Raw genomic sequence first — 25,948 nt, forward strand, 5'->3', positions numbered from 1 at the left:
GTGTAATCAAGAGTTTAATTTTAACAATTTTTGTTAAAAAACCTCACAAAACCACCAAAAAGGTGTCTTTAAATACTTTATATATTTGATGCTTTAAAAAAGAAAAAAACAGGAGTATACTCTAATATTTTGTTCTTTAGAATTCTATATTCAACAATTGCCCTGTTAACTGCAATAGCTGAAGTTCTGCAATTTTAGCATCGTATTTTGCTGAATTCTTATTGGTTTCTGCCAAAATCAGGTTGATCTGCGCCTGCCTGAATTCTATAGAAGTGATTTGTCCTAGTTTAAAACGCTCTTGCGAACGCTCAAAATTATTTTGATTCGTGATTACATTCTGTTGCTGAATCTTAAACACGTTTAAACGGTTCTCATAATTTCCTAATGCATTGGCAATATCTCTTTTTACCTCTTTCTCTATCTGACTTTTTATAATTTCCTGGTTATCCAATGCTATTTTAGCATTTTTTACTCTTGTGATTGTAGCCCCTCCATCAAAAAGATTCCAGGTAAGGCTTACTCCTGCTCCAAGTGTATAGGTATCCGAAATATTACCAGGAAAGAATGTTGATGGTGGATTTCGGTTTTGGTTCCAACCATAAGATCCCGTTAATCCAATCGAAGGTAAGTACCCAGATTTGCTCACTTTAATATCATAATCACTAATTCGAATATTACTTTCATTTTGTAAAAGTGTCACATTATTCTCTGTCGATTTTGATAGATACTCCTCTAGCTCCAGTTTTGGAATAAATTTTATAATGGTATCTACCTCAAATTCATATGCCAGGTCATTATCCAAAATTACATTTAGATCTCTTTTTGTATTTATTAATTGTTGCCGTGTATTTAGTAAATTAATACTATCATTAGCGACATCTACTTCTGCATTAAGTACATTAAGTTTTGTATTCTGGCCATACTCAAACTGATAATTAGATCTTAAAATACGTTCTTTCGAAATACGAAGTGTTTCTTCGAGAATCTCTACATTTTCAGACAGCCTGGCTACTTCGTAATATACAGAGAACAATTGCAAGATTGTATTTTCTATCGTCTCTCTGGCTTGTAATTCTGTAAGATTATATTGTTCTTTTAATCTTTTATAATTATAAAAACGCCCGAGCCCATCAAATAAAGTATAATTAAGATTTAACCCTGCATTATACCGTTGCGTTTCGGCATCTTCGATCTTGATATCTGCTCGTGGCTCTCCTGTGTTTTGATCTATTGCTCCCTGAAAATTAGTATTCGATGTAGCCGATTGATAATTTGCTCCTGCATTACCGGTTAATGTAGGTAAATACCCAGAATTAAGAACTCCTTTATTGTTTTTTGCTACTTCTATGTTATTGGTAGCAATTAATATCCCAAAGTTATTTTCTAAGGTAAGTCGTATAGCTTCCTGCTTTGTTAATTGCTGACTGATTACATTTCCAGAAATCAAAAACAGAAAGAACACTAATTTTAGTATGCTACTACCCTTGCAATTCATGATGCTCTTCATTCTCTTCTTTTTGTTCTTTAATGGCGCGTTCTACTTCTTCTTTGGTGATCTTATTTCCGGTAACTAACCACTTGGTTCTTACTTTCACATTGTTACTAAACGATAAAAACAACGGTAATAGCAATAGGGTTAATACAGTTGCAAAACCAATCCCGTAAGCAATAGAAATAGCCATAGGTTTTAAGAATTGTGCTTGCCTGCTTTTTTCTAATAATAAAGGTGCTAACCCGGCAATAGTAGTAAGTGAGGTAAGAAAAATAGCTCGGAAACGTGATCTCCCAGCTTGGTAAATAGATTCATCAAAACTCAGCCCCTCCCGAAGATTACTATTAAACTTACCAATAAGTACCAAGCCATCATTAACCATAATACCTATAAGAGCAATAATACCCAACATGGATAATATATTGATAGGAAAATTATGTGCCCAATGTCCTAAAGCTACTGCTGGTAAACTTAATGGAATAAGTAACAAGAGTAATAATGGTTGACTATAGCTTCTAAACGTAAATGCAATGGTTATGTAAATCAATGCAAGTACGGTAAGTCCCACAGGTCTTAAAGATCCCAAAAGCTTACCTGCTTCTCTATTTTGTCCTTCATAAGACGGTGTTACCGTTGGATATTTAGAAATAATCTCTGGCATAGTTACCGTACGAATTTCTTGTAAAATATCTGTTGCACTGGTAGTTTCTGCATCTTTTAAATCGGCAGAAATCTGTATTTCACGACGCCCTTCGAGGTGGTTAACCGCTACATCACCTCTTTCTATGCTATAGGTTGCAATTTCATTAAGTGGTACTCGTTCTCCACTAATTGTAGTAATACGCATATCATCCAGATTAGATATCGAAGAACGATTATCTCTATCATATCGAACCCAAACTCTAATTTCATCCTGTCCACGTTGGAAACGTTGTGCCTGCACTCCGAAAAACCCTGCACGAACCTGTGTCATAATATCCCGAAGATTTAACCCCAGTAAATATGCGTTTTCTTTTAATTCTATGCGAATCTCTTTAATTCCTGCTGGGTCATTATCTGTAACATCCTTCAGTAATGAATTATTCACTAATGCTCCTTTTAACTCAGCTTTAGCAGCTTTCAGCTCTGCTATATTATTTCCTAATAATGAAACTGAAACTGGTCTTCCTCCAAAGTTACCTCCACTACCATACACCAGACTTTCTACACCAGCTACTTCTCCCATTTTTTCACTTATAAGATCTGTAACCATAGCCGACCCTACCGCATCGGGACGCTCTTCTCCTGGTAGTAAATTAACGACTAGTGAAGCCGAAGACGACCCGGGACCTATATTGGTAATCACATTTTTGAATAATTTCTTACCTGCATATTCGGGTCCTTTTAAATACTGTTCTGTTAGTTCTTCATTAGTTTCCCAGGCTTTTTCTGCGATCAAAGAGATGATACTATCCGTTATCTTTTCATTGGTTCCGTTGGGCATTGCCAGATTAATTGATATTCGATCACTTGCTATCTGAGGGAAAAAAGAGGTTCGAACGATTCCTCCTCCTACGGTACCTATAGTAAGAACAAGGAGAACAATAAAAAGCGAAAACGTAAAGAGTTTATTTTGCAATGAAAAGCGTAATGCCGGGCTATACATTTTATCTCGCAACCATCTCATAATAGCATCTCCAAACGTATTGATATATCGTAATTTTGCAAATAGTTGTCCAATTCCTGTTTTAGGTTTTGAATCTTGTGGTTTAAGCGCTTTGGAATGTGCCAAATGAGCCGGTAGAATAATCAAAGCTTCGATCAGAGAAACTGATAATGTGAGAATTACAACTACAGAAACTTCTCCAAAAAATTCTCCTATACGACCATCTAAAAACAGAAAAATACCAAAAGCAAGTATTGTAGTAATAATAGCGGAAATAATGGGTGGTATTACTTCCATAGTACCATCTATAGCCGCTTGTACAGGGGTTTTTCCTTTCTCATAATGTTGATAGATATTTTCTGCTATAACAATACCATCATCTACCAGAATTCCAATTACGATGATCATTCCGAACAGAGATAATACATTTATAGTCACATCAAATGAACCTGCAAAAATAAACATTCCCAAAAAAGCTACGGGAAGCCCAAAAGCTACCCAAAATGCTAAGCGTGTATTAAGAAATAAGGATAAAAAAGTGAGTACCAGCAACATTCCTATGATAGCATTTTCTGTAAGAAGTTCTGTACGTTGTACTAATGTAATAGATCGGTCACTAATCACATTAAGTTGTACGTTATTGTACTTCTGATTAAATTCTGCTATATACTCTTTTGCCTTTTCAGCAGAAGAAATAAGGTCTTCGGTATTTGTGCTTGTGATTTCAACATTTACAGCTAAATCTCCATTAAAATAGGTAGCATTAGCGGTTTCTGAAAAACGATCACGTATCTCTGCTACATCTTTAAGACGTATCACACTTCCTGAAGCATCTGCACGTACGATTAGGTTAGAAAGTTCATTACCATAATACGAACGATTATTTGCTCTAATAAGATATTCTTCTGCGTCTGTTTTTATGGTCCCCCCGGTAGTTAGAATATTGGCTCTACTTACTGCTTGTGCTACTTCGCTAAAACTAAGGTTATATGCAAGTAAGTTTTTTTCATCTATGGCTATTTCAATTTCTTCTGCAGGATAGCCACTCACAGAAATTTGGGAAATCCCTTCTATCCCACGAAGATCATTTTCTACCTGTCTTGCAATCTCTTTGAGAGTAACCAATGGTATATTATCTCCGCTTATAGAGAAATTGATGGTCGGTCGAATTGCTTCTTGTTTTGCGACTACCAAAGGTTCCATACCTGTTGGAAATGAAGGTACACGATCTACTGCATTTTTTACTTCTAACAGCATGAAATCGATGTTCTTTCCTTTTTCAATTTCAACATTTATTGTTCCGTTATTTTCTCTCGAAGTTGAGGTTACTCGCTCTACTCCATCCAATCCTTTTAGGTTATCCTCTATCTTAAGCACAATCCCTTCTTCTACTTCTAATGGAGAAGCTCCTGGATACGTAATATTTATAGTGATGTTTTTGGAATCAATTAGCGGAAAAAAGGAAGATTTTAGGGATAGTGCTCCTACAACTCCAAATGCAAAAAACGCAAGTACAATCACATTTACCGCTACGTGATATTTAATAAAAAAAGCAATAATTTTACGCATCACTATTGTTTTTTAGCTGTACTAGCAGAACTATCACTATGCACATTATTATTTTCTTTCTTTCCCTGGTAGATCTTTATCAGCATTCCTGCATATGCTCCCGGAACACTTTTAGATAAAATTATGGTCTCTTCGGGAACTCCCTTAAGTACTACTTTTTTATCAGAAAAATATACGGGTTGTACATCTATAACATCAAGAATACTATCTCTAACCACAAATATTTTGTCTCCTTCCTGAAGCAATCCTCTTTCGATTTCGATAGCATTTTCTTCTTTCTTAGCATCAAGATTGGCCTCGAGGTACATCCCTTCTCTAAGGGATGGGTCTGCTACTTCAATAAAAGTTGTAATGGTCTGGGTGGCTTGATTAACGCTACTATTAATTCTGGACACCTTTCCTGTAAATGTCTTTGTTTTGTTAAGGTTAGAAAGTTCTACCGATTCTCCAACACGAAGCAGATCTCCATATTCCTTGCCTATTGCAACCTGCATTTCATATACTTTGGTGTCGATGTACTCTCCTAATTTTTGTCCCTGCCGAATTAAAGTTCCTTCGGTGACCAGGGCTTCGGTAAGTACACCATTAAAAGGGGCAGAGATGGTATATTTTGCCAATCGCTGCTCCAGGTTTTTTACATTGTAATAGGTGGTATAAATATTTCTTCCTGTTATAAAATATTTTTCTTTTTCTGAAGTAACTTCTGGTAGTTTTGGTGTGGCTTTACTCATATCAAAGGTATTGAGATACCCTTGCCATTTTTCATAAATATCTGGATAATCCAATCGCAAATCCGGCATAATAGAAGTTACCAGATTGTATAAATTACTCTTGGCAGATTGCACACTAGCATAATATTCTGATGCATCGATCCTTATCAATGCCTGTCCTCTTTGATATTTTTGACCGGGTTTAAATAAGTGAGTTCCTCCTTTAAAAATACCTTGAACTTCGGCATATAGCTCTAACCTTCTTTTTGCTATTAAATTACCATTTGCTGCAATTTGAATAGGAATCGTTTTGTTTTTTACAGTATCTACAAAAACAGTTTTTATCACTTTTGCAGATTTGGGTCTAAATCTTTTTTTACTGTCTATTATTTTTCTGGCACCAAAATAAGCTGCCACAATCAAAAGTATCCCTAGGATTGAAAGTATAATTTTTCTCATAGTATATCGGTAACCACACTTTTTGTAGAATCGCTACAAAACTATCAACCACACCCTTGGGATGCAGTTAAAGAACTCATAAAAGTTAACACGAGAGACTTTTACACTATAAAATAGGTTTAACTATATAGAGTCACGATAATAAAAATAAAAATTAGAAGACAATATAAAACAACCCCTTATGCATCGTTTAATGCATCCATTTCTTCTTGTAATATTTCCCAATCTTCCATTAGCGAGGATAAGAGATCTTTTTTTGCCTGGTAATTATCAAAAAAGTTGGGTTGAGCAATCGTTTCATCATAATTGACCGCCAGTTCTACATCAATTTCTTTAATTTCCCTTTCGAGCTTATTGATTTTAGATTCTATATTACTCAACTTATTGCCAAGTGATTTCACTTTTTTCTGATCCTGATAAGATTGTTTTGCTGTTTCTTTGGTATCAGAAGTTGTTTTCTCTTGCTTATCTTTCTTTTCTATATCTCTTAGATCATTTATTCTTTTTTCTTCTAAGTAGAAATTTATATCCCCGAGATATTCTTTGATTTTTTTATCCTTAAATTCATAAACTGTATTGCTTAATCCTTGCAGAAAATCTCTATCATGTGACACCAAAATCAGGGTTCCATCAAAATTTTTCAGAGCTTCTTTTAATACATTTTTCGACTTGATGTCCAAGTGGTTTGTTGGTTCATCCATCACCAATACATTAAAAGGCTGTAAGAGCATTTTACATAGTGCTAATCGGTTTCTCTCTCCTCCAGAAAGTACTTTTACCTTTTTATCCACTTCATCACCTCTAAACAAGAAGGATCCTAACATATCCCGAACCTTGGTTCGTGTTTTTTCATCGGCTGCATGGATCATTGTGTCATGAACAGTTAATTCTCCATCTAGATATTCAGACTGATTCTGAGCAAAATATCCTATCTGTACATTATGACCCAACTTAAACTCTCCTGTATAAGCAATTTCATCAATAATAATCTTAGCCAATGTTGATTTACCCTGACCATTCTGACCTACAAATGCTATTTTAGATCCTCTCTCTACCAGTAAATCAATGTCCTTTAGAATTTCTTTATCACCATAACTTTTGCTTACACTATCGGCTTCAATAACTACTTTTCCTGGTTGTACATGTATAGGAAAACTAATACTCATTACTGCATTATCATCTTCATCTACTTCTATTCTATCAATCTTATCCAATTTCTTAATTAAAGATTGTGCCATAGAAGCTTTAGAAGCTTTGGCTCTAAACTTTTCGATCAGTTTTTCGGTCTGTTCTATCTGCTTAGATTGGTTCTTTTGTGTAGCTAATTGTTGCTCTCTAATCTCTTTACGAAGCACCAAATATTTAGAATAAGGCTTGTTATAATCATAAATACGTCCCAAAGAGATTTCTATAGTTCTATTGGTTACATTATCCAGAAACATTTTATCATGCGAAACAATAACTACTACTCCGGCATAATTTTTTAAAAAATTCTCTAGCCAGATAATAGATTCTATATCTAAATGGTTTGTAGGCTCATCTAATAGTAAAATATCGTTATTCTGTAATAACAACTTTGCTAGTTCGATTCTCATACGCCATCCACCAGAGAATGTATCTGTAAGCTTATTAAAATCTTCACGAGCAAATCCGAGGCCTTGTAAAACCCTTTCTGTCTCTCCTTGATAGTTATACCCTCCCATGATCTCATAATGGTGTGTAAGGTCACTTAAATCGGTAATTAGCTGGTTATATTTTTCACTTTCGTAATCTGTGCGTTCTGCCAGTTGAGCATTAATTGCATCGATATCTCGTTCTGCTTTTTTAATTTCTATAAAGGCTTCATAGGCTTCTTCTAAAACTGTACGCCCAAATACAAAATCTATATCTTGCTTTAAAAAACCAATCTTCACCTCTTTATCCATAGCTATTTGACCAGAATCTGGTTCTTGCTCTTTGGACAAAATCTTAAGCATGGTAGATTTTCCTGCACCATTCTTTCCTATCAATCCAACTCGATCCCCTGCATTTAATCTGAAGCTTATTTCTTCAAAAAGGTATTCTCCTCCAAACGAAATCGATAAGTTATGTATGTTTAACATCTGCTTTTGAATATTTTGTGCAAAGATGATTAATTTTGCGTTAGAATAAAAACGCTCATGAACTTCTTAAAAGGAACAAAAATTTATAGCATTATAACTGGTAGCTGCCCTGTATGCCAGGAAGAAAGTATGTATAAGGAATCGAATCCTTATAAATTAAGCCAAACTTTAAAAATGCAGGACCGTTGTAGTCATTGTGGCACCAAATACAAAATAGAACCTTCTTTTTTTTATGGAGCTATGTATGTGAGTTATCCTGTAGGGATTGCTTTTGCGGTTGCAGCTTTTGTGATTAGTAATCTCATTTTTAAGCTGGATCTAGTGGCTACTTTTATTATAATTTCTATAACGATGATTGCTTTTTTGCCTGTTATTTTAAGGTTATCCCGAAATATATGGATCAACTTTTTTATGCACTACAAAAAAGAAGAGCATTCTTCATAGGTCACTATACCGTTTACAATCTATTTCTTTGTCTAAAGAAGTTCCTTTTTCTATATGTTTATATAGTTCTTTTGCCATAGTAGGAGCCAAGAGTATGCCTCTACTCCCCATACCATTTAAAATATGCACATTAGCATATCTGGCATGTGTTCCTATCAAAGGTCTTCGATCTCTTACTGTAGGACGTATTCCTGCTACCTGATCTACTACCTTGTAGGGCACTTTTAAAAATTTTTCCAGCTTTTTTTGCAATTCCTCCCTGGCAGTAGTTGTTATTTCGGGAGATTTATCCTCGTTATTATATGTTGCCCCTACTTTATATAAATCCTCTCCCAGCGGGATAATAAATATCGAAGATTTTATTGCTTCCTTTTGCTTAAGTGCTTCAGACTTAATAATAATATATTCACCTTTATTACCATATAATGGCAGATCATTAAAAAATGGATTCTTTTTTACTCCATACCCCTCAGCAAATACAATATGCCTGCATTTTATTTCTTTATATTGAATATAATCTTTTGCTACAGTGATTTTATCATACTCAAAGGATTCATCGATTAAAATATCGTTTTCTTTAAGGTTTTTTGCATAGGCAGAAAGCATATTGCTGATATCAATTTTTCCGGTATGTTTTACTTTTCCATAATGAAATGGGATATCTAGCGCCGGATTAGTATTTCGGATCAATTCTGAAGAAAGAAATTCTCCTAAAAGGGGTTTATCACAAGCTTCAAACCAGTTGTTTTGCTCCTCTACGGCATTAAATCTTCGTAATATCGGAAGTTCTGAAACTAACGTTTTCTGGAGTTTTGTTTCTACATTTTTATAAAAAGAGACTGCTGTTTCAATTTGCTGCGAGGCTTGCCAAGCCATCGTAAAGCGCTTTAAAATTATGGGGTTATACAGACCTCCTGCTACTCTCGATGATTTCTGTGAAGCGTCTTCGAAAACTACATATGATTTGTTATGACTTTCTAATTCCTCTACAAAAGATAATCCCGATAATCCTAACCCTACAACAATATAATCTAATAGCATTTAACTTCTTAATTTATCTAACTGGCAATACTCATTAATAAATAATACAATCATAAAATATAAGTTTGAGATTATAACCTAATTCGTAAAAATCGTTTAGATCAAATCGTTTTATGATCCCAAACTCATATTAGCATAGTTCAAAAATAACAAAACGCCCAACTATAGTTGGGCGTTTCGTCTATTATTTATTGAAGAATAGTAAAGTCGTTAATAACTCCACATATCCATTTCAAAATTTCGAATACTCTCCTTAATCCTTTCACTTTCAAGAAGTTGCATCAAGGCGTTATCAATAACGTAATCTTTAATTTCGCGGTCACCTTGAATATTATCTTCTTTATAAATTACAGAATTAAAGCGTCTTGCATTAAGGATATGATCATACGTAAAAGGCATTGATGTATTTTTCCTATTAAATGCCATTGCATTATGAAATATTTCTCTGGCATCAGGATACCATATCCAGAATAATGCTACCATATCTGGTTCATCATCATCGATAAAGTTAACATCGGGTGCTACAGGTGCTAATCCAAGCAATCTGTATCTTAATTCTCCTAGTCTTTTATCAAAATACCAATATCCTCTTATTTTATATTCTGATATATCTGCAGAAGTAATATCTCTTCTGTTAATATACTGAGGATCTACTTCTTCTCCAGCATTATACTGCTCAAATCCCAAATCGGTAGTATCGATTTTAGACATTGTAGACTGAAGATCTTCAAAAGTACGTGTCTCAGTAAAATATGAATCTGAATAAATATTTTTGATTTTTCCGTTTTTGATATTTGTCACCAATACATCATATAAAGATCGACGATTGGCACCAATATTAAATGTATCAATAGGATAGTACAATGGGAAATTTATTCGCTCATCAAGGTCAATAGTTTCCCAAGTGGTTTTTGCCCACAATACATCACGTTTATCTACATATCCGTACTCTAAGGGACGATCATTGTCATATAAAATCTGTTCTTGAGTTTTCTTTCCAATCTCATCAGGATTATTGGCATTTAAAACATTTGCCTGCCCGAAAGAAAGAGAAGAAACCAATAGACCAAAAACGGTTAATACAAAATTTCTCAAATTCATAACTACGTAAGTTTATTTTTTAATTCGTTAACTCAATAATAACCGGAGATATTTTTTTCAATTTATATCCAGAGCTATTAGCTAACCGTGCTTTTATATCAATAATTTGAACAGAAGAACCTCTTTTTGCTTTACGCAAAGCTGATTTTGCTTTAGCATTAAGCCTTCCTCCAGGAACACTTACAGTTGGCTGTCCTTCTACTTTAAATTTAAATCCAGTAACTTTCAATTTAATATCAAAGTCAAAATCAGGCAGAATAGCACCTACAGATGAAATTTCTAAGGCATTTCTTGCCATTTTGATTGCTCCATCTTCACCACGTACTGTTCCTACAGGTCTTGGTATACCTTTAATTCTAAATTTCTTACTATCACTTACTGTAGTACCATTTGCTAGTTTACCACTAACTTTGATATTAACTTCACGAGCTTTTACAGCAGTAACATTCATCATATATTTTCCTGCTCCTCCAACTTTTCTTAATCCAGGGGCAGAAGCATTTACAGCTGGTACACCAGGAATAGAAATTGTCATTGGGTTATTAACTCCACGATACACCACATTCATTTTATCTGCAGAAATTACAGCAGAATTTGGTCTAGGAATTACAGTATATGAACTCTTAATCGGAATCGTTACTGTAGAATCTCCTTCTTTAAATTGAAGTTCTCCAGCCACATCTCTTTCTCCAACATTTCCTGCAGGGAAATCTAACATAATTTGTCCGTTTGTAACTTCTGTTTGCTCTTTACCATTAACCGTTACTTTGGTTGGTTTTAGTGTAGCATCAAAACGTCCAAGAACGATTCTACCTTTAAAACTTTCTCCACTAAAGAAAGCTGTTTTATCTGCAACTACAATCGCCTCATAGTTACTAAAAGAAAGTTCAGATGCTTGTTGTCCAGCTAATAAAGCTGAAAGCACTTTACTTTCTGTTGTTTTAACATCGGCTTGCATTTGAGTAAGCTTAGTTAAAGAAGCAACCAAAGGAAATCCTTCAAAGTTATAGTTTAACCATTTTTTAGTTACTCCTGATCTGTCTTTTACATCATTTGTAGAAAAGGTTTTAATCACATCATCAGCAACCGAAGCATCTACTTCTTTTACTTCTTTGATTGCAGCAGATACACCATCTCTGTATTTTGTGATTTTATCCAAAAATTCCTGAGCCCCGGCAGTAACCTTACCACCTTCAAAAAACTTTTGGTCTAATCTATCTGGTCTATCCATAGTTTCATAATCCGTAGGATCTTCTCTATCGTCAACCAATTCTGCTTTAAGTTGATCTAGATATGAGTTAAACTCATTAGATAAAACACTTATCTGATCTGCTTTTTCTTTTAATGGGGTATATTTTTCTGGCTGTTCTGAAACCTTTTCGGCCAGACCTGCCATAAATCCAGTATTTCGTTGAGTAGCCAACTCATTTGATTCTGTCAATTTTTCTGACATTAAACCAAATGCAGTTAATACTTCTTTTGACATATTTAATGCCATCATCGCGATGAAAACCAAGTACATCAGGTTAATCATCTTCTGCCTTGGGGATAATTTTCCTCCTGCCATATTCTTTTTAGATTTTGGTAGTTATTATAAAATATTTAATTAAAAAATGTTAACTTCTGTTCATTGCAGTTAACATACCACCATATACTCCATTAAGCGAAGAAAGGTTACTAGCAAGGCTTTCCATTTGACTTTGAAGCTTAGTTGCATTTTCGGCAATAGCCTGGTTAGCTTCAGCCTGACGTGCAGAAGATTCTAACTGAACTTTGTATAAGCTATTTAAAGATTCAAGGTGCGACGCTGCACTTGCCATCTCTTCACTATATTTTTTAGTTCCTTCTATAGCATCTGTTGTTGGGCCAAGGTTTCTTGCTGCTCCTTCAAAATTACGAATACTATCACCAAGACTACTCATAAGATTAGTATCGAGTCTAGCTTCCTTAAGCATATCGTCTAATTTTTGAGACAATAATCCTTCTGGAGTTTCTTTCTCTTTTTTGTCTTTTTTGTTTCCTCCTGCTAATTCAGGATACACTAGAGACCAATCTAGATCATTATCTACAGGTTCGAATGCAGAAACAGTAAATACTAATGCTTCTGTGATCAAACCAACAATAAGCATTTCATTACCAAATGGCCAGTGCATAATTTTAAAAAGTGCACCTAATATTACAACGGCTGCTCCCAGACCGTAGACCATGTTCATTAATTTCTTGCTTGCTTTTGAATTTGCCATAATAAATTTGTTTTGTTTTTTTTAAATCTTAAGTTTTAAAAAAGGGTTAGTAATTAAGTTGATAGAAAATTTTGGGACTTAGTTTTGATTTTGAGTATTAGCTTCTCCAGTCGATTCAGTACCCATGTAGTCCTGAACTGTTCTAAATCCGATAAAACTCCTCGCAGAATCTGCGTATTCGTAATCTCTGGTACTTACCTGTAGGAAGTAAGCAACATCTTTCCAGGATCCTCCACGTACAACTTTACGTTTGTTTTCATCATCATTGACATTTGGGTTCATTGATGACACATACTCGTAAGCTGCGGGATCATAAGACGACTGTACCCACTCAGAAACATTACCGGCCATGTTATATAGGTTATAATCATTAGGGTCGAATGTTTTGGCTTCTACAGTATATAAAAAGTTATCTGCTGCGTAGTTTCCTCTAAGAGGCTTAAAGTTTGCTAAGAAGCAACCTCTATCATTTAACGCATATGGGCCTCCCCATGGATACGTAGCTGACTCGAGGCCTCCTCTAGCGGCATACTCCCATTCTGCCTCTGTAGGCAGTCTGAAGTAATTCACAAATTCTTTACCTTTTTTCTTTTGGTAGGTATTTTTCTCGATAGTTCTCCAACGACAGAAGGCTCTAGCTTGTTCCCAAGAAACACCTACTACCGGGTAGTCATCATATGCACTATGCCAAAAATAGTCATTATGCATAGGCTCATTATATGAGTAGTTAAAATCCTTGATCCAAACTGTAGTGTCTGGATATACTTTTATAACTTCTTCTTTTACAAAATCTTTTCTTCCTCCTTTTCTAGCACGTGCAGCTGCCTGAATATCCATCCATGTAAATCTGAATTCAAATTTACTTACATCTAAAGTACGTCTACCATTATAAGATTCTTCTAGAGGAATATACATAGTATCCATAACTTCGGCATAAAACTCATCGGGATAATCATTTATATCCCATTCGATATCTACATCCTTATTAAGTTTTCTACCTTCGTAGCCAGTTTCTCCTGTACCACTATAGTTATCGTACATATATTTTTCATAGACGGACATGTTTTCGGTATCAGCATCCAGGAATGCAAATTCTCCAATACCGTCATCACCTGGGGTCTTACCCAGCTCATCAGCCATTATTGCTAGCCTCATCCTAATAACAGAATCGCGAACCCAATTTACAAATTGTCTATACTCGCTATTAGTCACCTCAGTTTCATCCATGTAAAAAGAACGAACCGTAACCATTCTTGTAGGGGCATTTGCAAGTGCTGCTTTATCATCATCCGACTTACCCATAATAAATGAACCTCCGGGGATGAGGGCCATACCATATGGTTTTTGCGGGTGCCATTTTTTCCCTTGTGCTCCTACCAGTTCTCCTCGGTTTCCACCACCACAACTGTAGAGCATTGCTAAAATAGCAAAGAGTGATACAAATTTCTTCATAACGTGTTTTAGGTTAAGATCTTCTAGATTTAAGGACGTAAACCTATTTATTTATTTCCAGAAAAACAATTTTTTTCTAAAAAAAACCTTAAATCGACCTAATAAAAATGTTAAACTTCGTTTTTTTGTTTTGCCTTATACCATCTTTCAGGTATTTCTTGATTACAAGCACGCTCATAATCGTTGTATGTGCAAGGTAATAACGTATGTCTTTTCAATTTATTATTACCAGATGAAATAAATGGTATTTCTATCCACCATCTTCCGGTCATAATACTTTTATAAAAAGACAAAATTTCGTCTTCTATCGGCACATTATAATGCAGTGTACTTTTTAAATTTTTAATATCAATTTCGTTAGATCTGTAATTGATTCCTTCTACAAAATACCATATCATCTGAGCAATCAATAAGGAAGCCGTTTCTTCGTTTTTAAAGTTTTTAAATTCATAAATTCCAAAACTTTTAACCTTATCACTTATTCCTGCATATCTCGAAATCGCACAAATTTCGCGACCATCAAAACCATTAGGAGAAGCAGCATACCCACTTAAGCTTGTAGAATTAATAACTCCTAAATCTATAGAAACAATATCGGCATCTCGCATAATTGGCTCTACAACAGTTACATCTGAAATAACCTCTCCCAAACGATACGCATCAAAATATAATTTTTCTATCAGATCAATTTCTTCTTGAGTATTAAAATACGTTTGATACCCTATATTACTATAGTTAAACAAGTTATACGGTTGTTCTACAATAATTTTGCCTACAAATGAAGTATTCGTAATCGGCTTAGAAGAATTTCCTAAGTCAAATTTACTATCTACGTTAACCAAATTCACCATTCGCTCTAAAATATCGAATGATCTATATTGCGCATAGACTAAATCTTGACTCCCCCCTATAATGATAGGGATAATATTTTTTACCAATAATGCAGACAATACTTCCTGCACCAAATAGTAAGTATCGCTAACTTCATTACCTGGAGTGATATCTCCCAGATCCACCATATTAGTACTCCAGTTACCGGGATAAAGCTCGTATAACGATTTACGAATAGTATCAAAATTTAAGTTTTCACCCAAAAAATTAATATCATTCCTATTCTCACGAATACCGAGAATAGCAACATCTATTTTTTCCAGATCAGGTACTCCGCTAGCTGTTGTATGAATTTTAATTTGATTTCCTAATGCATGTTCAGAAAGTAAATTAGTATGAGCAGTAACTAAATCACTAACTGGTATAAGAAATTCGAAAGACATATATTGGTTTATTTCTTTTTAGTGGTCTTTTTTGTAGTTTTCTTTTTTGCTGCAGTCTTTTTCTTGGGAGCATTTTTCTCTATGAGATCTTTTACTTTATCCAACGTTAATTTTGAAGCATCAACGGTCTTGGGCAGTTCAATTTTAACTTTACCTTTTATGATATTACTACGACCCCATCTGGCTTTTTCAACTCGAATCCCTTCTTCTTCCCAATTATGAATAACCTTATCAATTTCTTTTTGCTTCTTCTCTTCTATAAGTGACACGATATCATCATCAGATAGATTATCAAAGTCATACTTCTTATTTACATTAATAAACATTCCGTTCCACTTAATAAAGGGGCCAAATCGACCTTTTCCTTTTTGAACAGGAAGGTTTTCATATACATATATAGGAGCATCAGCTTTTTCTTTAGCATCGATTAATTCGATAGCCCTATCCAAAGAAGTGCTTAACGGATCTTCTCCTTTTTCTAAGGAAACAAATTTTTCACCAAAACGCACATAGGGTCCAAAACGACCATTATTAACTACAATAGTTTCTCCTTTATACACACCAAGTTCTTTTGGCAGCTGAAACAAATCCATTGCTTCTTCATAGGTAATACCACTTAATGTTTGTCCAGGAGGTAAACTAGCAAATTTTGGTTTGTCTTCATCATCGGCAGTACCTATCTGAACCATTGGTCCAAATTTACCTAATCGCACACTTACCACCTTACCTGTAGCCGGATCTTCTCCCAAAATACGCTCTCCCACTTCTCGCTCTGCATTCTGCGATACATCCTCTACTCTTGGATGAAACTCTTGATAAAATTCTTTCATCACATGAGTCCAATCTTCCTGACCTTCTGCTATTTCATCAAAATCCTGCTCTACTTTTGCAGTAAAATTATAATCAAGAATTGAAGCAAAATGATTTACCAAAAAATCATTTACAACCATCCCTACATCGGTTGGGATTAATTTCCCTTTATCGCTACCTACTTTCTCAGATAGTTTTTTCTCGTTCACAGCATCTCCCGAGAGAATCATTTGAATATAATTACGAACCTCTCCTTCTTTAGCTCCTTTTTCTACGTAGTTTCTATTCTGAATTGTAGAAATCGTAGGAGCATATGTTGATGGTCTTCCTATTCCCAGTTCTTCTAATTTTTTAACCAACGAAGCTTCTGTATATCGCCCTGGTGCTCTTGTAAATCTTTCTGTTGCAGAAATATAATTATTAAACAAGCTTTCTTGCACTTTCATTGCAGGAAGGATTCCTTCTTGTTCTTCATCCTCATCATCATTTCCTTCTAAGTATACTTTCAAAAAGCCTTCGAACTTTATCACTTCGCCATTGGCAGCAAATTGTTCTTTATGTGTATTAGCATCAATCTTTACATTAGTTCTTTCTAATCTGGCATCACTCATTTGCGAAGCAATAGCTCGTTTCCAAATCAATTCGTACAAACGTTGTTGATCATAATCAACATTTACACTATGTCTTGAAAAATCTGTAGGGCGTATTGCTTCGTGAGCTTCTTGTGCTCCTTTAGATTTCCCTTTATATTGTCTTGGATTGCTATACTCACTACCATAAGCCGAATCAATTTCTGCCTTTGCACCATTTTGAGCTTCTGTAGATAGATTAACACTATCTGTTCTCATATAAGTAATCAAACCTGCTTCATACAATCGTTGCGCCATCGTCATTGTTTTACTCACAGAGAAGTACAATTTTCTTGAAGCTTCTTGCTGTAATGTTGATGTTGTAAATGGCGGAGCTGGTGATTTTTTTGCAGGTTTTGTAGAAAGATCTGCTACCTTAAACGATGCTCCTAGGTTTTTCTTTAAAAATGCTTCTGCTTCTTCTTTGGTTTTAAAATTTTTAGGAAGCTTAGCTTTAAAAGATTTACCGGCCTGATTAGAAAACTCTGCATCAATTCTATATGAAGCTTCAGGTTTAAAACCCAAAATATCACGCTCTCGTTCTACTATCAATCGTACTGAAACAGATTGCACTCTTCCTGCAGATAACCCTCCTTTTACCTTTCTCCATAACACAGGAGACAGTTCATACCCAACCAAACGATCCAAAACACGTCTGGCCTGTTGCGCATTTACAAGGTTGTAATCTATAGAGCGAGGATTCTCTATTGCTTTAAGAATAGCATTTTTAGTAATCTCATGAAAAACAATACGACGTGTTCTATCTTTATCTAATTTAAGAGTTTCTGCAAGATGCCATGCAATAGCCTCTCCTTCTCGATCCTCATCACTTGCCAGCCATACCATATCAGCATTCTTAGAAAGATCTTTTAGCTTTTTCACAACATCTTTCTTATCCTTGGAAATAATGTATTTGGGCTTAAAATCCCCTTCGACATCAACCCCTAATTCTTTGGAAGGTAAATCTGCAATATGTCCAAAACTGGATGCAACTGTATATTCTTTTCCAAGAAACTTTTCTATCGTTTTGGCCTTAGCAGGCGACTCCACAATCACTAAATTCTTAGCCATAGTCCTTTAATTTCTGACGACAAAAGTATATCAATTTTTTGATATCAAGATTCTTTATCAAAAAAATTAGTTCAAAAAAAACCTGCTGATCAGCAGGTTTCTTATTTTTTATTTTACAAATAATGTTTCTTTGTTTTCAAATTCGTCATCTTCAAAACCCAATGCATCCTTATATATAAAATAGATTGGCAGATAAACAAAAGAGGCTGTAAAAAACACCCCCACAAAACATAATATCATTCCTACTAATTGAGATAAAATAGATGCCACTAGTATTAAGCCAAAACAAACTCCCCAAATTTTATTACCTAATTTAAAGCTAGCTTTTATAAGATCTGAAGCACTATACTCTGGATTAAAAGCAAATATAACACCTAATAGCTGCAGCGGAACCATTACATAAAGAAGCGGAAGGTAACATAACAGTGCAGCTAAAATTGCTATCCCAAATATTGCTATTGCCAGCGTAAACACTTTTCCTAAATATTTCCCTTTAAGAAACATAAAATACGAAGATGTCTCTGGCAAACCTAAATCTACCTGTTTACAAACTCTATAAAAATGTGCGGTAATCCCAAATTGAAGTGCAGATGCAATCATACTCACTATCAAAACCAGTATAATAAATAAAAACATTAGACCTACCGATAATTCTTCACTAGGGTGCCCATAGTCACCATAACTTTCATAACTATTTTCGAATCCTGATATGCCCGCAAGAGCAATAATAGGAATATACATCACAAAAAATAAAGGAAGCATAACCAACATCGAAATAAGCAAGTGTACAAAGCCCTGAAGCCATACTTTTTTAAAAAGTTCAATACTTTTATTAAAAATATCACCAAAATCAATAGCCTTACTATTTTCTATTTTTTCAAAGAGTGTATTTGTCATTACATCTACATTTATGGGTTGAAAGTTATCAAATATAGATTTTTTAGAAAATAAATCCCTGCCACTTTGTCATAAATCGTATTAAAAAGTATCTTTGCACACTATTTGACCCCAATCGGTAAGGAATTATTTTATGGAGAAGATTATTGACGAAAGTATACAGGGACAGTCACTTGCTCTTGATCAGAACAAAGAAAATAAACGTAAGCTTTTTATAGAAAGTTACGGTTGCCAGATGAATTTTAGTGATAGTGAAATTGTTGCTTCCATTCTGGCCAAAGAAGGTTTTAACACCACACAACATCTTGAAGATGCTGATTTGGTATTGGTAAACACTTGTTCTATTAGAGAAAAAGCCGAACAAACAGTTAGAAAAAGACTAGAAAAGTATAATGCAGTAAAAAGAATCAATCCAGGAATGAAAGTTGGAGTTCTGGGGTGTATGGCAGAACGCCTAAAAAGTAAATTCCTTGAAGAAGAAAAAATAGTTGATCTTGTTGTTGGGCCAGATGCATATAAAGACCTCCCCAACCTGATCGAAGAAGTAGATGCAGGACGTAATGCGGTTAATGTTGTCCTTTCTAAAGAAGAAACTTATGGTGATATTGCACCTGTTCGTTTACAAAGCAATGGCGTCTCTGCTTTTGTATCTATTACTCGTGGTTGTGATAACATGTGTACGTTTTGTGTAGTGCCATTTACCAGAGGTAGAGAACGCAGTCGCGACCCCCAAAGCATCTCAAAAGAAATCGATGACCTGGTAGCTCAAAATTTTAAGGAAATCACTCTACTAGGACAAAATGTAGATAGTTATTTATGGTATGGTGGTGGCCTGAAAAAAGATTTTGAAAAAGCTAGTGATTTTCAAAAAGCTACAGCAGTAGATTTTGCCAAACTGCTGGATATGACAGCCCAGAGACATCCAAAATTACGCATTCGTTTTTCTACATCTAATCCTCAGGATATGACATTAGATGTGATAGAAATTATGGCAAAACATAAAAATATCTGTAAGCATATCCATCTCCCTATACAAAGTGGTAGTGATCGTATTCTTAAAGAAATGAATCGCTTACATACGCGACAAGAGTATATGGATTTGATTGATAATATTAAACAAATAATCCCGGATTGCTCAATTACTCAGGATATGATTATTGGTTTTCCTACAGAAACAGAAGAAGATCATCAAGATACATTGTCTCTATTAGAATATGTAAAATATGAGCATGGATATATGTACGCTTATTCTGAAAGACCAGGAACACTTGCCGAGCGTAAATTAGAAGATGATGTTCCCGAAGATGTAAAAAAGCGAAGACTCGCAGAAGTTATTGCTCTACAACGAACGCACTGTGCCTATAGACATCAAAGTTATATCGGACAAACTTTTGAAGTATTAATTGAAAAAGAATCTAAAAAATCTGATCAGCATTGGAGCGGGAGAACTACAAAAAATATTGTAGCTATATTCCCAAAAGGAGAATATCAAATAGGAGATTTTGTAATGGTTCGTATCGATGAGTGTACCAGTGCAACCTTACTTGGTGAAGCAATTGGATATTCTGACAATAATTAATGATAACTTTATAGACACACATTTAAAACAAAAAACAAACTCCATAAATGGAATCAATTCAAGCCATAAAACAACGATTCGGAATCATAGGAAACGATCCTAAGTTAAACCGTGCTGTGGAAAAAGCGATCCAGGTAGCTCCTACCGATATTTCGGTTTTAGTAACCGGAGAAAGTGGTGTAGGTAAAGAAAGTATTCCTAAAATTATACACTCTCTGTCTCATCGTAAACACGGTAAGTACATTGCTGTAAACTGTGGAGCAATACCCGAAGGCACAATAGATAGTGAGCTTTTTGGTCACGAAAAAGGAGCCTTTACAGGAGCTACACAAACCCGAAATGGTTATTTTGAAGTAGCCGATGGCGGAACGATATTCTTAGATGAAGTAGGAGAATTACCGCTTACTACACAAGTGCGTTTATTAAGAGTATTAGAGAATGGTGAATTTATTAAAGTAGGATCGTCAAAAGTTCAAAAAACAGATGTTCGTATTGTAGCAGCCACCAATGTTAATATGTTTGATGCAATTAAGAAAGGTAAATTCAGAGAAGATCTTTACTATCGCCTTAGTACAGTAGAAATCCTTTTACCTCCACTTAGAGATCGTAAAGAAGATATTCATTTACTATTCAGAAAATTCGCTTCCGACTTTGCTACCAAATATAAGATGCCTACAATTCGGTTAAGTGAGGATGCGGTTATCTTACTAGAAAAATACCACTGGAGTGGTAATATCAGACAATTGCGCAACATTGCAGAGCAAATTTCAGTCCTTGAACAAAACAGAACGATAACAGGAGCTACCTTACATGGGTACCTACCTAATATCGGAAGTAATTTACCCGCAGTGATTTCTGCAGATAAAAAAGAAAGTGATTTCAGTAACGAAAGAGAAATATTATACAAAGTGCTTTTTGATATGAAAAGTGATCTTAATGATCTCAAAAAACTAACCATGGAGCTAATGCAAAGTGGTAATACACAACAAGTACAAAAAGATAATGAAAGGTTAATTCAAAAAATTTATCAGGAGAAGGAAAAAGAAACACATTTTGAAGAACCTCCGAGACCAGCAACAACCTCTGAAGTGCTCGAAATACCGCCTCAAATTGCAATTCAGCGACAAGAAGATGATAAATACCATTTTGCTGAAGAAATTGAAGAAGAAGAAACATTATCATTGCATGATAAAGAACTGGAATTGATTAAAAAATCTCTAGAACGTCATAGAGGTAAACGTAAAGCAGCGGCAGAAGAATTAGGAATTAGTGAACGCACCTTATACAGAAAAATAAAACAATACGATTTATAACATTGATGAGAAAATTAAAATATATAGCAGCGACACTAATTGTAATAGTCTTGTTTCAAGGATGCGGAGCATACTCCTTTACCGGAACAAATATTTCTCCCGATACAAAAACATTTCAAGTTAATTTTTTCCAAAACCAATCCCCAAGAATTTTCCCTGGAGCCGATCAAACCTTTACGAATCAGCTACAAGATTTAATCCTTAATCAAACTAATCTTAGTTTATCTACTTCTGGAGGAGATATCATCTACGAAGGAGAAATCGTACAAGATTATGTTTCCCCAAATACAGCAACATCAAACATAACAGCTGCTCAAAACCGATTAACGATTGCCATAAACATGAGGTTTTATGACACAAAAGACCCAACTCAAGATCTAGAACAACGTTTTTCTTTTTTCTTTGATTATCCCGCTTCTTCATCAGAAAACACGATAAGAGATCAGGCCTTGGATGTAATTTTTGAAAGAATCACGCAAGATATGTTTAATGCCACACTGGCCAGATGGTAAAAACAATAGTAAACTCTATCAAAGAGTTGAATAATAAATATATATAATTAGTACTAGTTGAATATTAAAGAGTTTTCATATCTACTTCAAAATCCTGCCCAGCTTAATAAGGAGCAGGCAAAATCCCTTGAAAAAATCACAAGAACATTTCCTTATTTTCAGTCAGCACGAGCATTGGTATTAAAATCCTTAAAAGATCAGGAAAGTTTTAGGTACAACCAGGAATTAAAGACCACCGCAGCATACACTACAGATCGCAGTGTATTATTTGATTTTATCACCTCTGATCTTTTTAAAGAAAGTAACATTACCGAAGAAGTAAAAAAGAAACAGAAGTCTGATATAACAGTTATCGATCCAGAAGAGATTAAAATGCTTCCGAGAATAGCTATGGATGATGCTGTAAGAATGAAAATGAAAGAAGCAGAAAATGTTCTGGATCCCAAATTATTTTCTGAAAGAAAAGAAAACAGCACTCTTAAACAAATCGAAATTGCTAAGTCTGCAACTCCTGATATAACAGAAAAAGATCAACCAAAAAACATTCAAGATAAAAACAAAACTCCAGAAGAAACTTTACAAATTGATAAACCTCTGGATTTTAATAAAAAAGAAACACATTCTTTTGCAGAATGGTTAAAACTAACCTCTTTACACCCAATAGACAGAGATTCTGATCAGGAAATCAAAGCTCCGAGCCCTGAAATTGAAGAACAAAAACCTGTTAAATCATTAGATCAAAAACATAAATTCGATTTGATAGATGAGTTTATCGCTAACAATCCTAAGATACAACCTGCTGCCAAGAATACTCCTGCGCGCAATCTGGCTAAGGAAAATCTAGTTCCTTCAGACGAATTAATGACAGAAACTTTGGCCAGAGTATATTTGGTTCAGAAAAACTATAAAAAAGCAATTCAGGCTTATAACATATTAATTTTGAAAAATCCCGAAAAAAGTGGTTTCTTTGCAGACCAAATTCGAGCGATAAAAAAATTACAAGAAAATAAATAACAATATAATGACAACGTTTTCAATATTCTTAATCCTAATCGTTATCGTATCTTTTTTACTGGTAGTAGTAATTATGGTACAGAACCCTAAAGGAGGTGGATTATCTTCTTCTTTTGGTGGCGGCGGAACACAACAACTAGGTGGTGTAAAAAAGACTACAGATTTCTTAGACAAGAGTACCTGGACTTTAGCCACACTATTACTGGTATTAATCCTGTTATCTAATATAGATTTAATGGGTGGAAGCTCTATTCCCGAATCAAAAGTTAATACCGAGGATGTTCAGATAGAAACTCCTGTTACTCCTCCGGCAACAGAAAATGATGACAAAGAATAACATCTATTAAAAAAAACAACAACAAAAATGTCGACTTGTCATATAGTCGGCATTTTTTGTTTCAATTTGTCAGTATCGTCCCACTGGCATAATTTCTGAAATAAGAAGCATCGAAGATTTCATTTTAATTTTAACAAAAAAAAACAACAAATCATAATGGGAGTAAACATCAAACCTCTTTCAGACCGTGTGGTTGTAGAGCCACTTCCTGCAGAGACGCAAACAGCATCAGGATTATTTATTCCTGACTCAGCCCAGGAAAAACAACAAAAAGGTAAAGTAGCTGCTGTAGGTGGCGGTAAAAAAGATCACGATATGACTGTTAAAGTTGGTGATACCGTACTTTATGGTAAATACGCTGGTACCGAATTAAAATTAGATGGAAAGGATTATTTAATCATGCGTGAGGATGACATCCTTGCTATCGTATAAGAAGTATCAATTTAAAAATCACAAAAAACAAATCCACTGCTTTATTCAATATATTCTATGAAAAGGAAGTTTTGAATGTTGAGATTTGGATTTTAATTTTTCAAAAAATTAATTATGGCAAAAGACATAAAATTTGACATAGAAGCACGTGATGGTATCAAACGTGGTGTAGATGCATTAGCTAATGCGGTAAAAGTAACTTTAGGACCTAAAGGTCGTAACGTAATTATCAGTAAATCTTTTGGAGCCCCTACAGTAACTAAAGATGGTGTTTCTGTAGCTAAAGAAGTAGAACTTGAAGATGCTCTTGAGAATATGGGAGCACAAATGGTAAAAGAAGTAGCTTCTAAAACCAATGACCTTGCAGGAGATGGTACTACTACCGCAACTGTATTAGCCCAGGCTATCGTAAAAGAAGGACTTAAAAATGTAGCTGCTGGTGCAAACCCAATGGATCTTAAGCGTGGTATCGATAAAGCTGTAAAAGCAATCACAGAAGACCTTTCGAAACAAACAAAAGAAGTAGGTGACTCTTCTGATAAAATCAAACAGGTAGCAGCTATTTCTGCTAACAATGATGAAACTATTGGAGACCTTATTGCCAAAGCTTTTGAGAAAGTTGGTAAAGAAGGAGTAATCACAGTAGAAGAAGCAAAAGGAACTGATACTACTGTAGATATCGTAGAAGGAATGCAGTTTGACAGAGGATATCTTTCTCCATACTTTGTAACCAACAGCGAAAAAATGACAGCTGATCTGGAAACACCATATATCTTACTTTATGACAAGAAGATTTCTGCTATGAAAGATCTGCTTCCAGTTTTAGAGCCTGTTGCTCAAACTGGGAAACCACTTTTAATTATTGCAGAAGATGTAGACGGAGAAGCATTAGCTACACTTGTAGTAAACAAACTACGTGGAGCCCTTAAAATTGCAGCTGTAAAAGCTCCAGGTTTTGGAGACAGACGTAAAGCAATGCTAGAGGATATTGCCATCCTAACAGGAGGTACTGTAATTTCTGAAGAGCGTGGTTTTACATTAGAAAACACTACTATTGAACACTTAGGTACTGCTGAAAAAGTAGCTATCGACAAAGATAATACGACTGTAGTTAATGGTGCTGGTGGAGAAGATTTAATTAAAAACAGAGTAAATCAAATCAAAGCTCAAATAGAAACTACTACTTCTGATTATGACAAGGAGAAACTACAGGAGCGTTTAGCAAAATTAGCTGGTGGTGTTGCTGTACTATATGTAGGTGCTGCTTCTGAAGTAGAGATGAAAGAAAAGAAAGACCGTGTAGATGATGCACTTCATGCTACTCGTGCTGCTGTAGAAGAAGGTATTGTTGCCGGTGGTGGTGTTGCCCTGGTAAGAGCTAAGGCTGTATTAGACAAAGTAAAAACCGAGAACGCTGACGAGGCTACAGGTGTACAAATTGTAAACCGTGCAATCGAATCACCGCTTAGAACTATTGTAGAAAATGCAGGAGGCGAAGGATCTGTTGTAATTTCTAAAGTTCTTGAAGGTAAAGATAATTTTGGATATGATGCCAAATCTGAAGATTACGTAGACATGCTTAAAGCTGGAATTATCGACCCTAAAAAAGTAACACGTATAGCTCTTGAAAATGCAGCTTCTGTATCTGGTATGATCCTTACTACAGAATGTGCACTAATAGACATTAAAGAGGATGCTCCTGCCGGAGGCGCAATGCCACCAATGGGCGGAGGTATGCCAGGAATGATGTAGTCGCCCGGCGGCAGTAAAAATATTTAGCAAGTTTGTGAATATAAATTTGTTAAGAATACAAAACCCCATT

At 35.0% G+C, this 25,948-nt stretch carries 20 protein-coding genes; 8 read left to right on the forward strand and 12 right to left on the reverse strand.

Going from position 1 to position 25,948, the window contains the following annotated elements:
- Positions 1 to 136 precede the first annotated feature (136 nt).
- The 4 genes from NNH57_RS13430 to NNH57_RS13445 all read right to left on the reverse strand — a co-directional run bounded on the left by NNH57_RS13430 (position 137) and on the right by NNH57_RS13445 (position 7,977).
- The gene (locus tag NNH57_RS13430; RefSeq protein ID WP_234423441.1) at positions 137 to 1,507 is read right to left on the reverse strand and encodes a TolC family protein; all 1,371 of its coding nucleotides are present in this window, start codon (positions 1,505 to 1,507) and stop codon (positions 137 to 139) included.
- On the reverse strand, positions 1,479 to 4,706 hold the full coding sequence (locus NNH57_RS13435; protein WP_108809006.1) for an efflux RND transporter permease subunit: 3,228 nt from the start codon (positions 4,704 to 4,706) through the stop codon (positions 1,479 to 1,481). The genes NNH57_RS13430 and NNH57_RS13435 overlap by 29 nt, the downstream gene beginning before the upstream one ends.
- A gap of 2 nt (positions 4,707 to 4,708) precedes the next feature.
- Positions 4,709 to 5,875: an efflux RND transporter periplasmic adaptor subunit gene (locus NNH57_RS13440; RefSeq protein ID WP_108809005.1), complete on the reverse strand. Its 1,167-nt coding sequence runs from the start codon at positions 5,873 to 5,875 to the stop codon at positions 4,709 to 4,711.
- A 179-nt stretch (positions 5,876 to 6,054) separates the two neighbouring features.
- Positions 6,055 to 7,977 carry an ABC-F family ATP-binding cassette domain-containing protein gene (locus NNH57_RS13445; RefSeq protein WP_108809004.1) on the reverse strand — a complete coding sequence of 641 codons (1,923 nt, stop codon included), beginning with the start codon at positions 7,975 to 7,977 and terminating at the stop codon, positions 6,055 to 6,057.
- Between the two features lie 57 nt (positions 7,978 to 8,034).
- Between NNH57_RS13445 and NNH57_RS13450 the strand changes: the two genes are divergently transcribed.
- Positions 8,035 to 8,421, forward strand: coding sequence for a DUF983 domain-containing protein (locus tag NNH57_RS13450; protein ID WP_074407276.1), 387 nt, complete (start codon positions 8,035 to 8,037; stop codon positions 8,419 to 8,421).
- Here NNH57_RS13450 and NNH57_RS13455 read toward each other — a convergent pair.
- The 8 genes from NNH57_RS13455 to NNH57_RS13490 form a co-directional block, all read right to left on the reverse strand.
- On the reverse strand, positions 8,416 to 9,462 hold the full coding sequence (locus NNH57_RS13455; RefSeq protein ID WP_108809003.1) for an NAD(P)/FAD-dependent oxidoreductase: 1,047 nt from the start codon (positions 9,460 to 9,462) through the stop codon (positions 8,416 to 8,418). The genes NNH57_RS13450 and NNH57_RS13455 overlap by 6 nt on opposite strands.
- Positions 9,463 to 9,672: 210 nt before the next feature.
- Entirely contained in the window at positions 9,673 to 10,563 is an 891-nt protein-coding gene (gene porN / locus NNH57_RS13460) for a type IX secretion system ring subunit PorN/GldN (protein ID WP_025663342.1), read from the reverse strand.
- 19 nt (positions 10,564 to 10,582) lie between these two features.
- The gene (porM, locus tag NNH57_RS13465) at positions 10,583 to 12,130 is read right to left on the reverse strand and encodes a type IX secretion system motor protein PorM/GldM (protein WP_108809002.1); all 1,548 of its coding nucleotides are present in this window, start codon (positions 12,128 to 12,130) and stop codon (positions 10,583 to 10,585) included.
- Between the two features lie 49 nt (positions 12,131 to 12,179).
- Entirely contained in the window at positions 12,180 to 12,806 is a 627-nt protein-coding gene (porL, locus tag NNH57_RS13470; RefSeq protein ID WP_108809001.1) for a type IX secretion system motor protein PorL/GldL, read from the reverse strand.
- A 78-nt stretch (positions 12,807 to 12,884) separates the two neighbouring features.
- Positions 12,885 to 14,258, reverse strand: coding sequence for a T9SS ring complex lipoprotein PorK/GldK (gene porK, locus NNH57_RS13475; RefSeq protein WP_074407272.1), 1,374 nt, complete (start codon positions 14,256 to 14,258; stop codon positions 12,885 to 12,887).
- A 110-nt stretch (positions 14,259 to 14,368) separates the two neighbouring features.
- Positions 14,369 to 15,532: a formimidoylglutamase gene (locus NNH57_RS13480; RefSeq protein ID WP_108809000.1), complete on the reverse strand. Its 1,164-nt coding sequence runs from the start codon at positions 15,530 to 15,532 to the stop codon at positions 14,369 to 14,371.
- An 8-nt stretch (positions 15,533 to 15,540) separates the two neighbouring features.
- Positions 15,541 to 18,042 (reverse strand): type I DNA topoisomerase, encoded by a 2,502-nt coding sequence (topA, locus tag NNH57_RS13485; RefSeq protein ID WP_074407270.1) that lies wholly within the window; start codon positions 18,040 to 18,042, stop codon positions 15,541 to 15,543.
- A 108-nt stretch (positions 18,043 to 18,150) separates the two neighbouring features.
- Positions 18,151 to 18,939: a hypothetical protein gene (locus tag NNH57_RS13490; protein ID WP_074407269.1), complete on the reverse strand. Its 789-nt coding sequence runs from the start codon at positions 18,937 to 18,939 to the stop codon at positions 18,151 to 18,153.
- A 133-nt stretch (positions 18,940 to 19,072) separates the two neighbouring features.
- Here NNH57_RS13490 and miaB point away from each other — a divergent pair, with 133 nt between their 5' ends.
- The 7 genes from miaB (at position 19,073) to groL (ending at position 25,878) form a co-directional block, all read left to right on the forward strand.
- Positions 19,073 to 20,518: a tRNA (N6-isopentenyl adenosine(37)-C2)-methylthiotransferase MiaB gene (miaB, locus tag NNH57_RS13495; protein ID WP_074407268.1), complete on the forward strand. Its 1,446-nt coding sequence runs from the start codon at positions 19,073 to 19,075 to the stop codon at positions 20,516 to 20,518.
- A 47-nt stretch (positions 20,519 to 20,565) separates the two neighbouring features.
- A complete protein-coding gene (locus NNH57_RS13500) occupies positions 20,566 to 21,831 on the forward strand; it encodes a sigma-54-dependent transcriptional regulator (RefSeq protein WP_074407267.1) in 1,266 nt (421 codons plus the stop codon).
- 5 nt (positions 21,832 to 21,836) lie between these two features.
- Positions 21,837 to 22,343, forward strand: a complete 507-nt coding sequence (locus NNH57_RS13505; RefSeq protein ID WP_074407266.1) for an LptE family protein — start codon at positions 21,837 to 21,839, stop codon at positions 22,341 to 22,343.
- 57 nt (positions 22,344 to 22,400) lie between these two features.
- Entirely contained in the window at positions 22,401 to 23,357 is a 957-nt protein-coding gene (locus NNH57_RS13510; protein WP_074407265.1) for a hypothetical protein, read from the forward strand.
- Between the two features lie 7 nt (positions 23,358 to 23,364).
- Complete coding sequence (gene secG, locus NNH57_RS13515) at positions 23,365 to 23,694, forward strand: preprotein translocase subunit SecG (protein WP_025663353.1); 330 nt, start codon at positions 23,365 to 23,367, stop codon at positions 23,692 to 23,694.
- A gap of 156 nt (positions 23,695 to 23,850) precedes the next feature.
- Positions 23,851 to 24,126, forward strand: coding sequence for a co-chaperone GroES (locus tag NNH57_RS13520; RefSeq protein WP_025663354.1), 276 nt, complete (start codon positions 23,851 to 23,853; stop codon positions 24,124 to 24,126).
- Between the two features lie 114 nt (positions 24,127 to 24,240).
- Positions 24,241 to 25,878, forward strand: coding sequence for a chaperonin GroEL (gene groL / locus NNH57_RS13525; RefSeq protein ID WP_074407264.1), 1,638 nt, complete (start codon positions 24,241 to 24,243; stop codon positions 25,876 to 25,878).
- Positions 25,879 to 25,948: the final 70 nt, after the last annotated feature.

It is taken from the genome of Aquimarina spinulae (genome assembly GCF_943373825.1).
GTDB classification, from domain to species: Bacteria; Bacteroidota; Bacteroidia; order Flavobacteriales; family Flavobacteriaceae; genus Aquimarina; species Aquimarina spinulae.

What these genes read in the sequence shown, in the direction of transcription:
- NNH57_RS13430 (WP_234423441.1), bottom strand. Translation starts at nt 1,507, where the DNA reads ATGAAGAGCATCATGAATTGCAAGGGTAGTAGCATACTAAAATTAGTG.
- NNH57_RS13435 (WP_108809006.1), bottom strand. Translation starts at nt 4,706, where the DNA reads ATGCGTAAAATTATTGCTTTTTTTATTAAATATCACGTAGCGGTAAAT.
- NNH57_RS13440 (WP_108809005.1), bottom strand. Translation starts at nt 5,875, where the DNA reads ATGAGAAAAATTATACTTTCAATCCTAGGGATACTTTTGATTGTGGCA.
- NNH57_RS13445 (WP_108809004.1), bottom strand. Translation starts at nt 7,977, where the DNA reads ATGTTAAACATACATAACTTATCGATTTCGTTTGGAGGAGAATACCTT.
- NNH57_RS13450 (WP_074407276.1), top strand. Translation starts at nt 8,035, where the DNA reads ATGAACTTCTTAAAAGGAACAAAAATTTATAGCATTATAACTGGTAGC.
- NNH57_RS13455 (WP_108809003.1), bottom strand. Translation starts at nt 9,462, where the DNA reads ATGCTATTAGATTATATTGTTGTAGGGTTAGGATTATCGGGATTATCT.
- porN (WP_025663342.1), bottom strand. Translation starts at nt 10,563, where the DNA reads ATGAATTTGAGAAATTTTGTATTAACCGTTTTTGGTCTATTGGTTTCT.
- porM (WP_108809002.1), bottom strand. Translation starts at nt 12,130, where the DNA reads ATGGCAGGAGGAAAATTATCCCCAAGGCAGAAGATGATTAACCTGATG.
- porL (WP_108809001.1), bottom strand. Translation starts at nt 12,806, where the DNA reads ATGGCAAATTCAAAAGCAAGCAAGAAATTAATGAACATGGTCTACGGT.
- porK (WP_074407272.1), bottom strand. Translation starts at nt 14,258, where the DNA reads ATGAAGAAATTTGTATCACTCTTTGCTATTTTAGCAATGCTCTACAGT.
- NNH57_RS13480 (WP_108809000.1), bottom strand. Translation starts at nt 15,532, where the DNA reads ATGTCTTTCGAATTTCTTATACCAGTTAGTGATTTAGTTACTGCTCAT.
- topA (WP_074407270.1), bottom strand. Translation starts at nt 18,042, where the DNA reads ATGGCTAAGAATTTAGTGATTGTGGAGTCGCCTGCTAAGGCCAAAACG.
- NNH57_RS13490 (WP_074407269.1), bottom strand. Translation starts at nt 18,939, where the DNA reads ATGACAAATACACTCTTTGAAAAAATAGAAAATAGTAAGGCTATTGAT.
- miaB (WP_074407268.1), top strand. Translation starts at nt 19,073, where the DNA reads ATGGAGAAGATTATTGACGAAAGTATACAGGGACAGTCACTTGCTCTT.
- NNH57_RS13500 (WP_074407267.1), top strand. Translation starts at nt 20,566, where the DNA reads ATGGAATCAATTCAAGCCATAAAACAACGATTCGGAATCATAGGAAAC.
- NNH57_RS13505 (WP_074407266.1), top strand. Translation starts at nt 21,837, where the DNA reads ATGAGAAAATTAAAATATATAGCAGCGACACTAATTGTAATAGTCTTG.
- secG (WP_025663353.1), top strand. Translation starts at nt 23,365, where the DNA reads ATGACAACGTTTTCAATATTCTTAATCCTAATCGTTATCGTATCTTTT.
- NNH57_RS13520 (WP_025663354.1), top strand. Translation starts at nt 23,851, where the DNA reads ATGGGAGTAAACATCAAACCTCTTTCAGACCGTGTGGTTGTAGAGCCA.
- groL (WP_074407264.1), top strand. Translation starts at nt 24,241, where the DNA reads ATGGCAAAAGACATAAAATTTGACATAGAAGCACGTGATGGTATCAAA.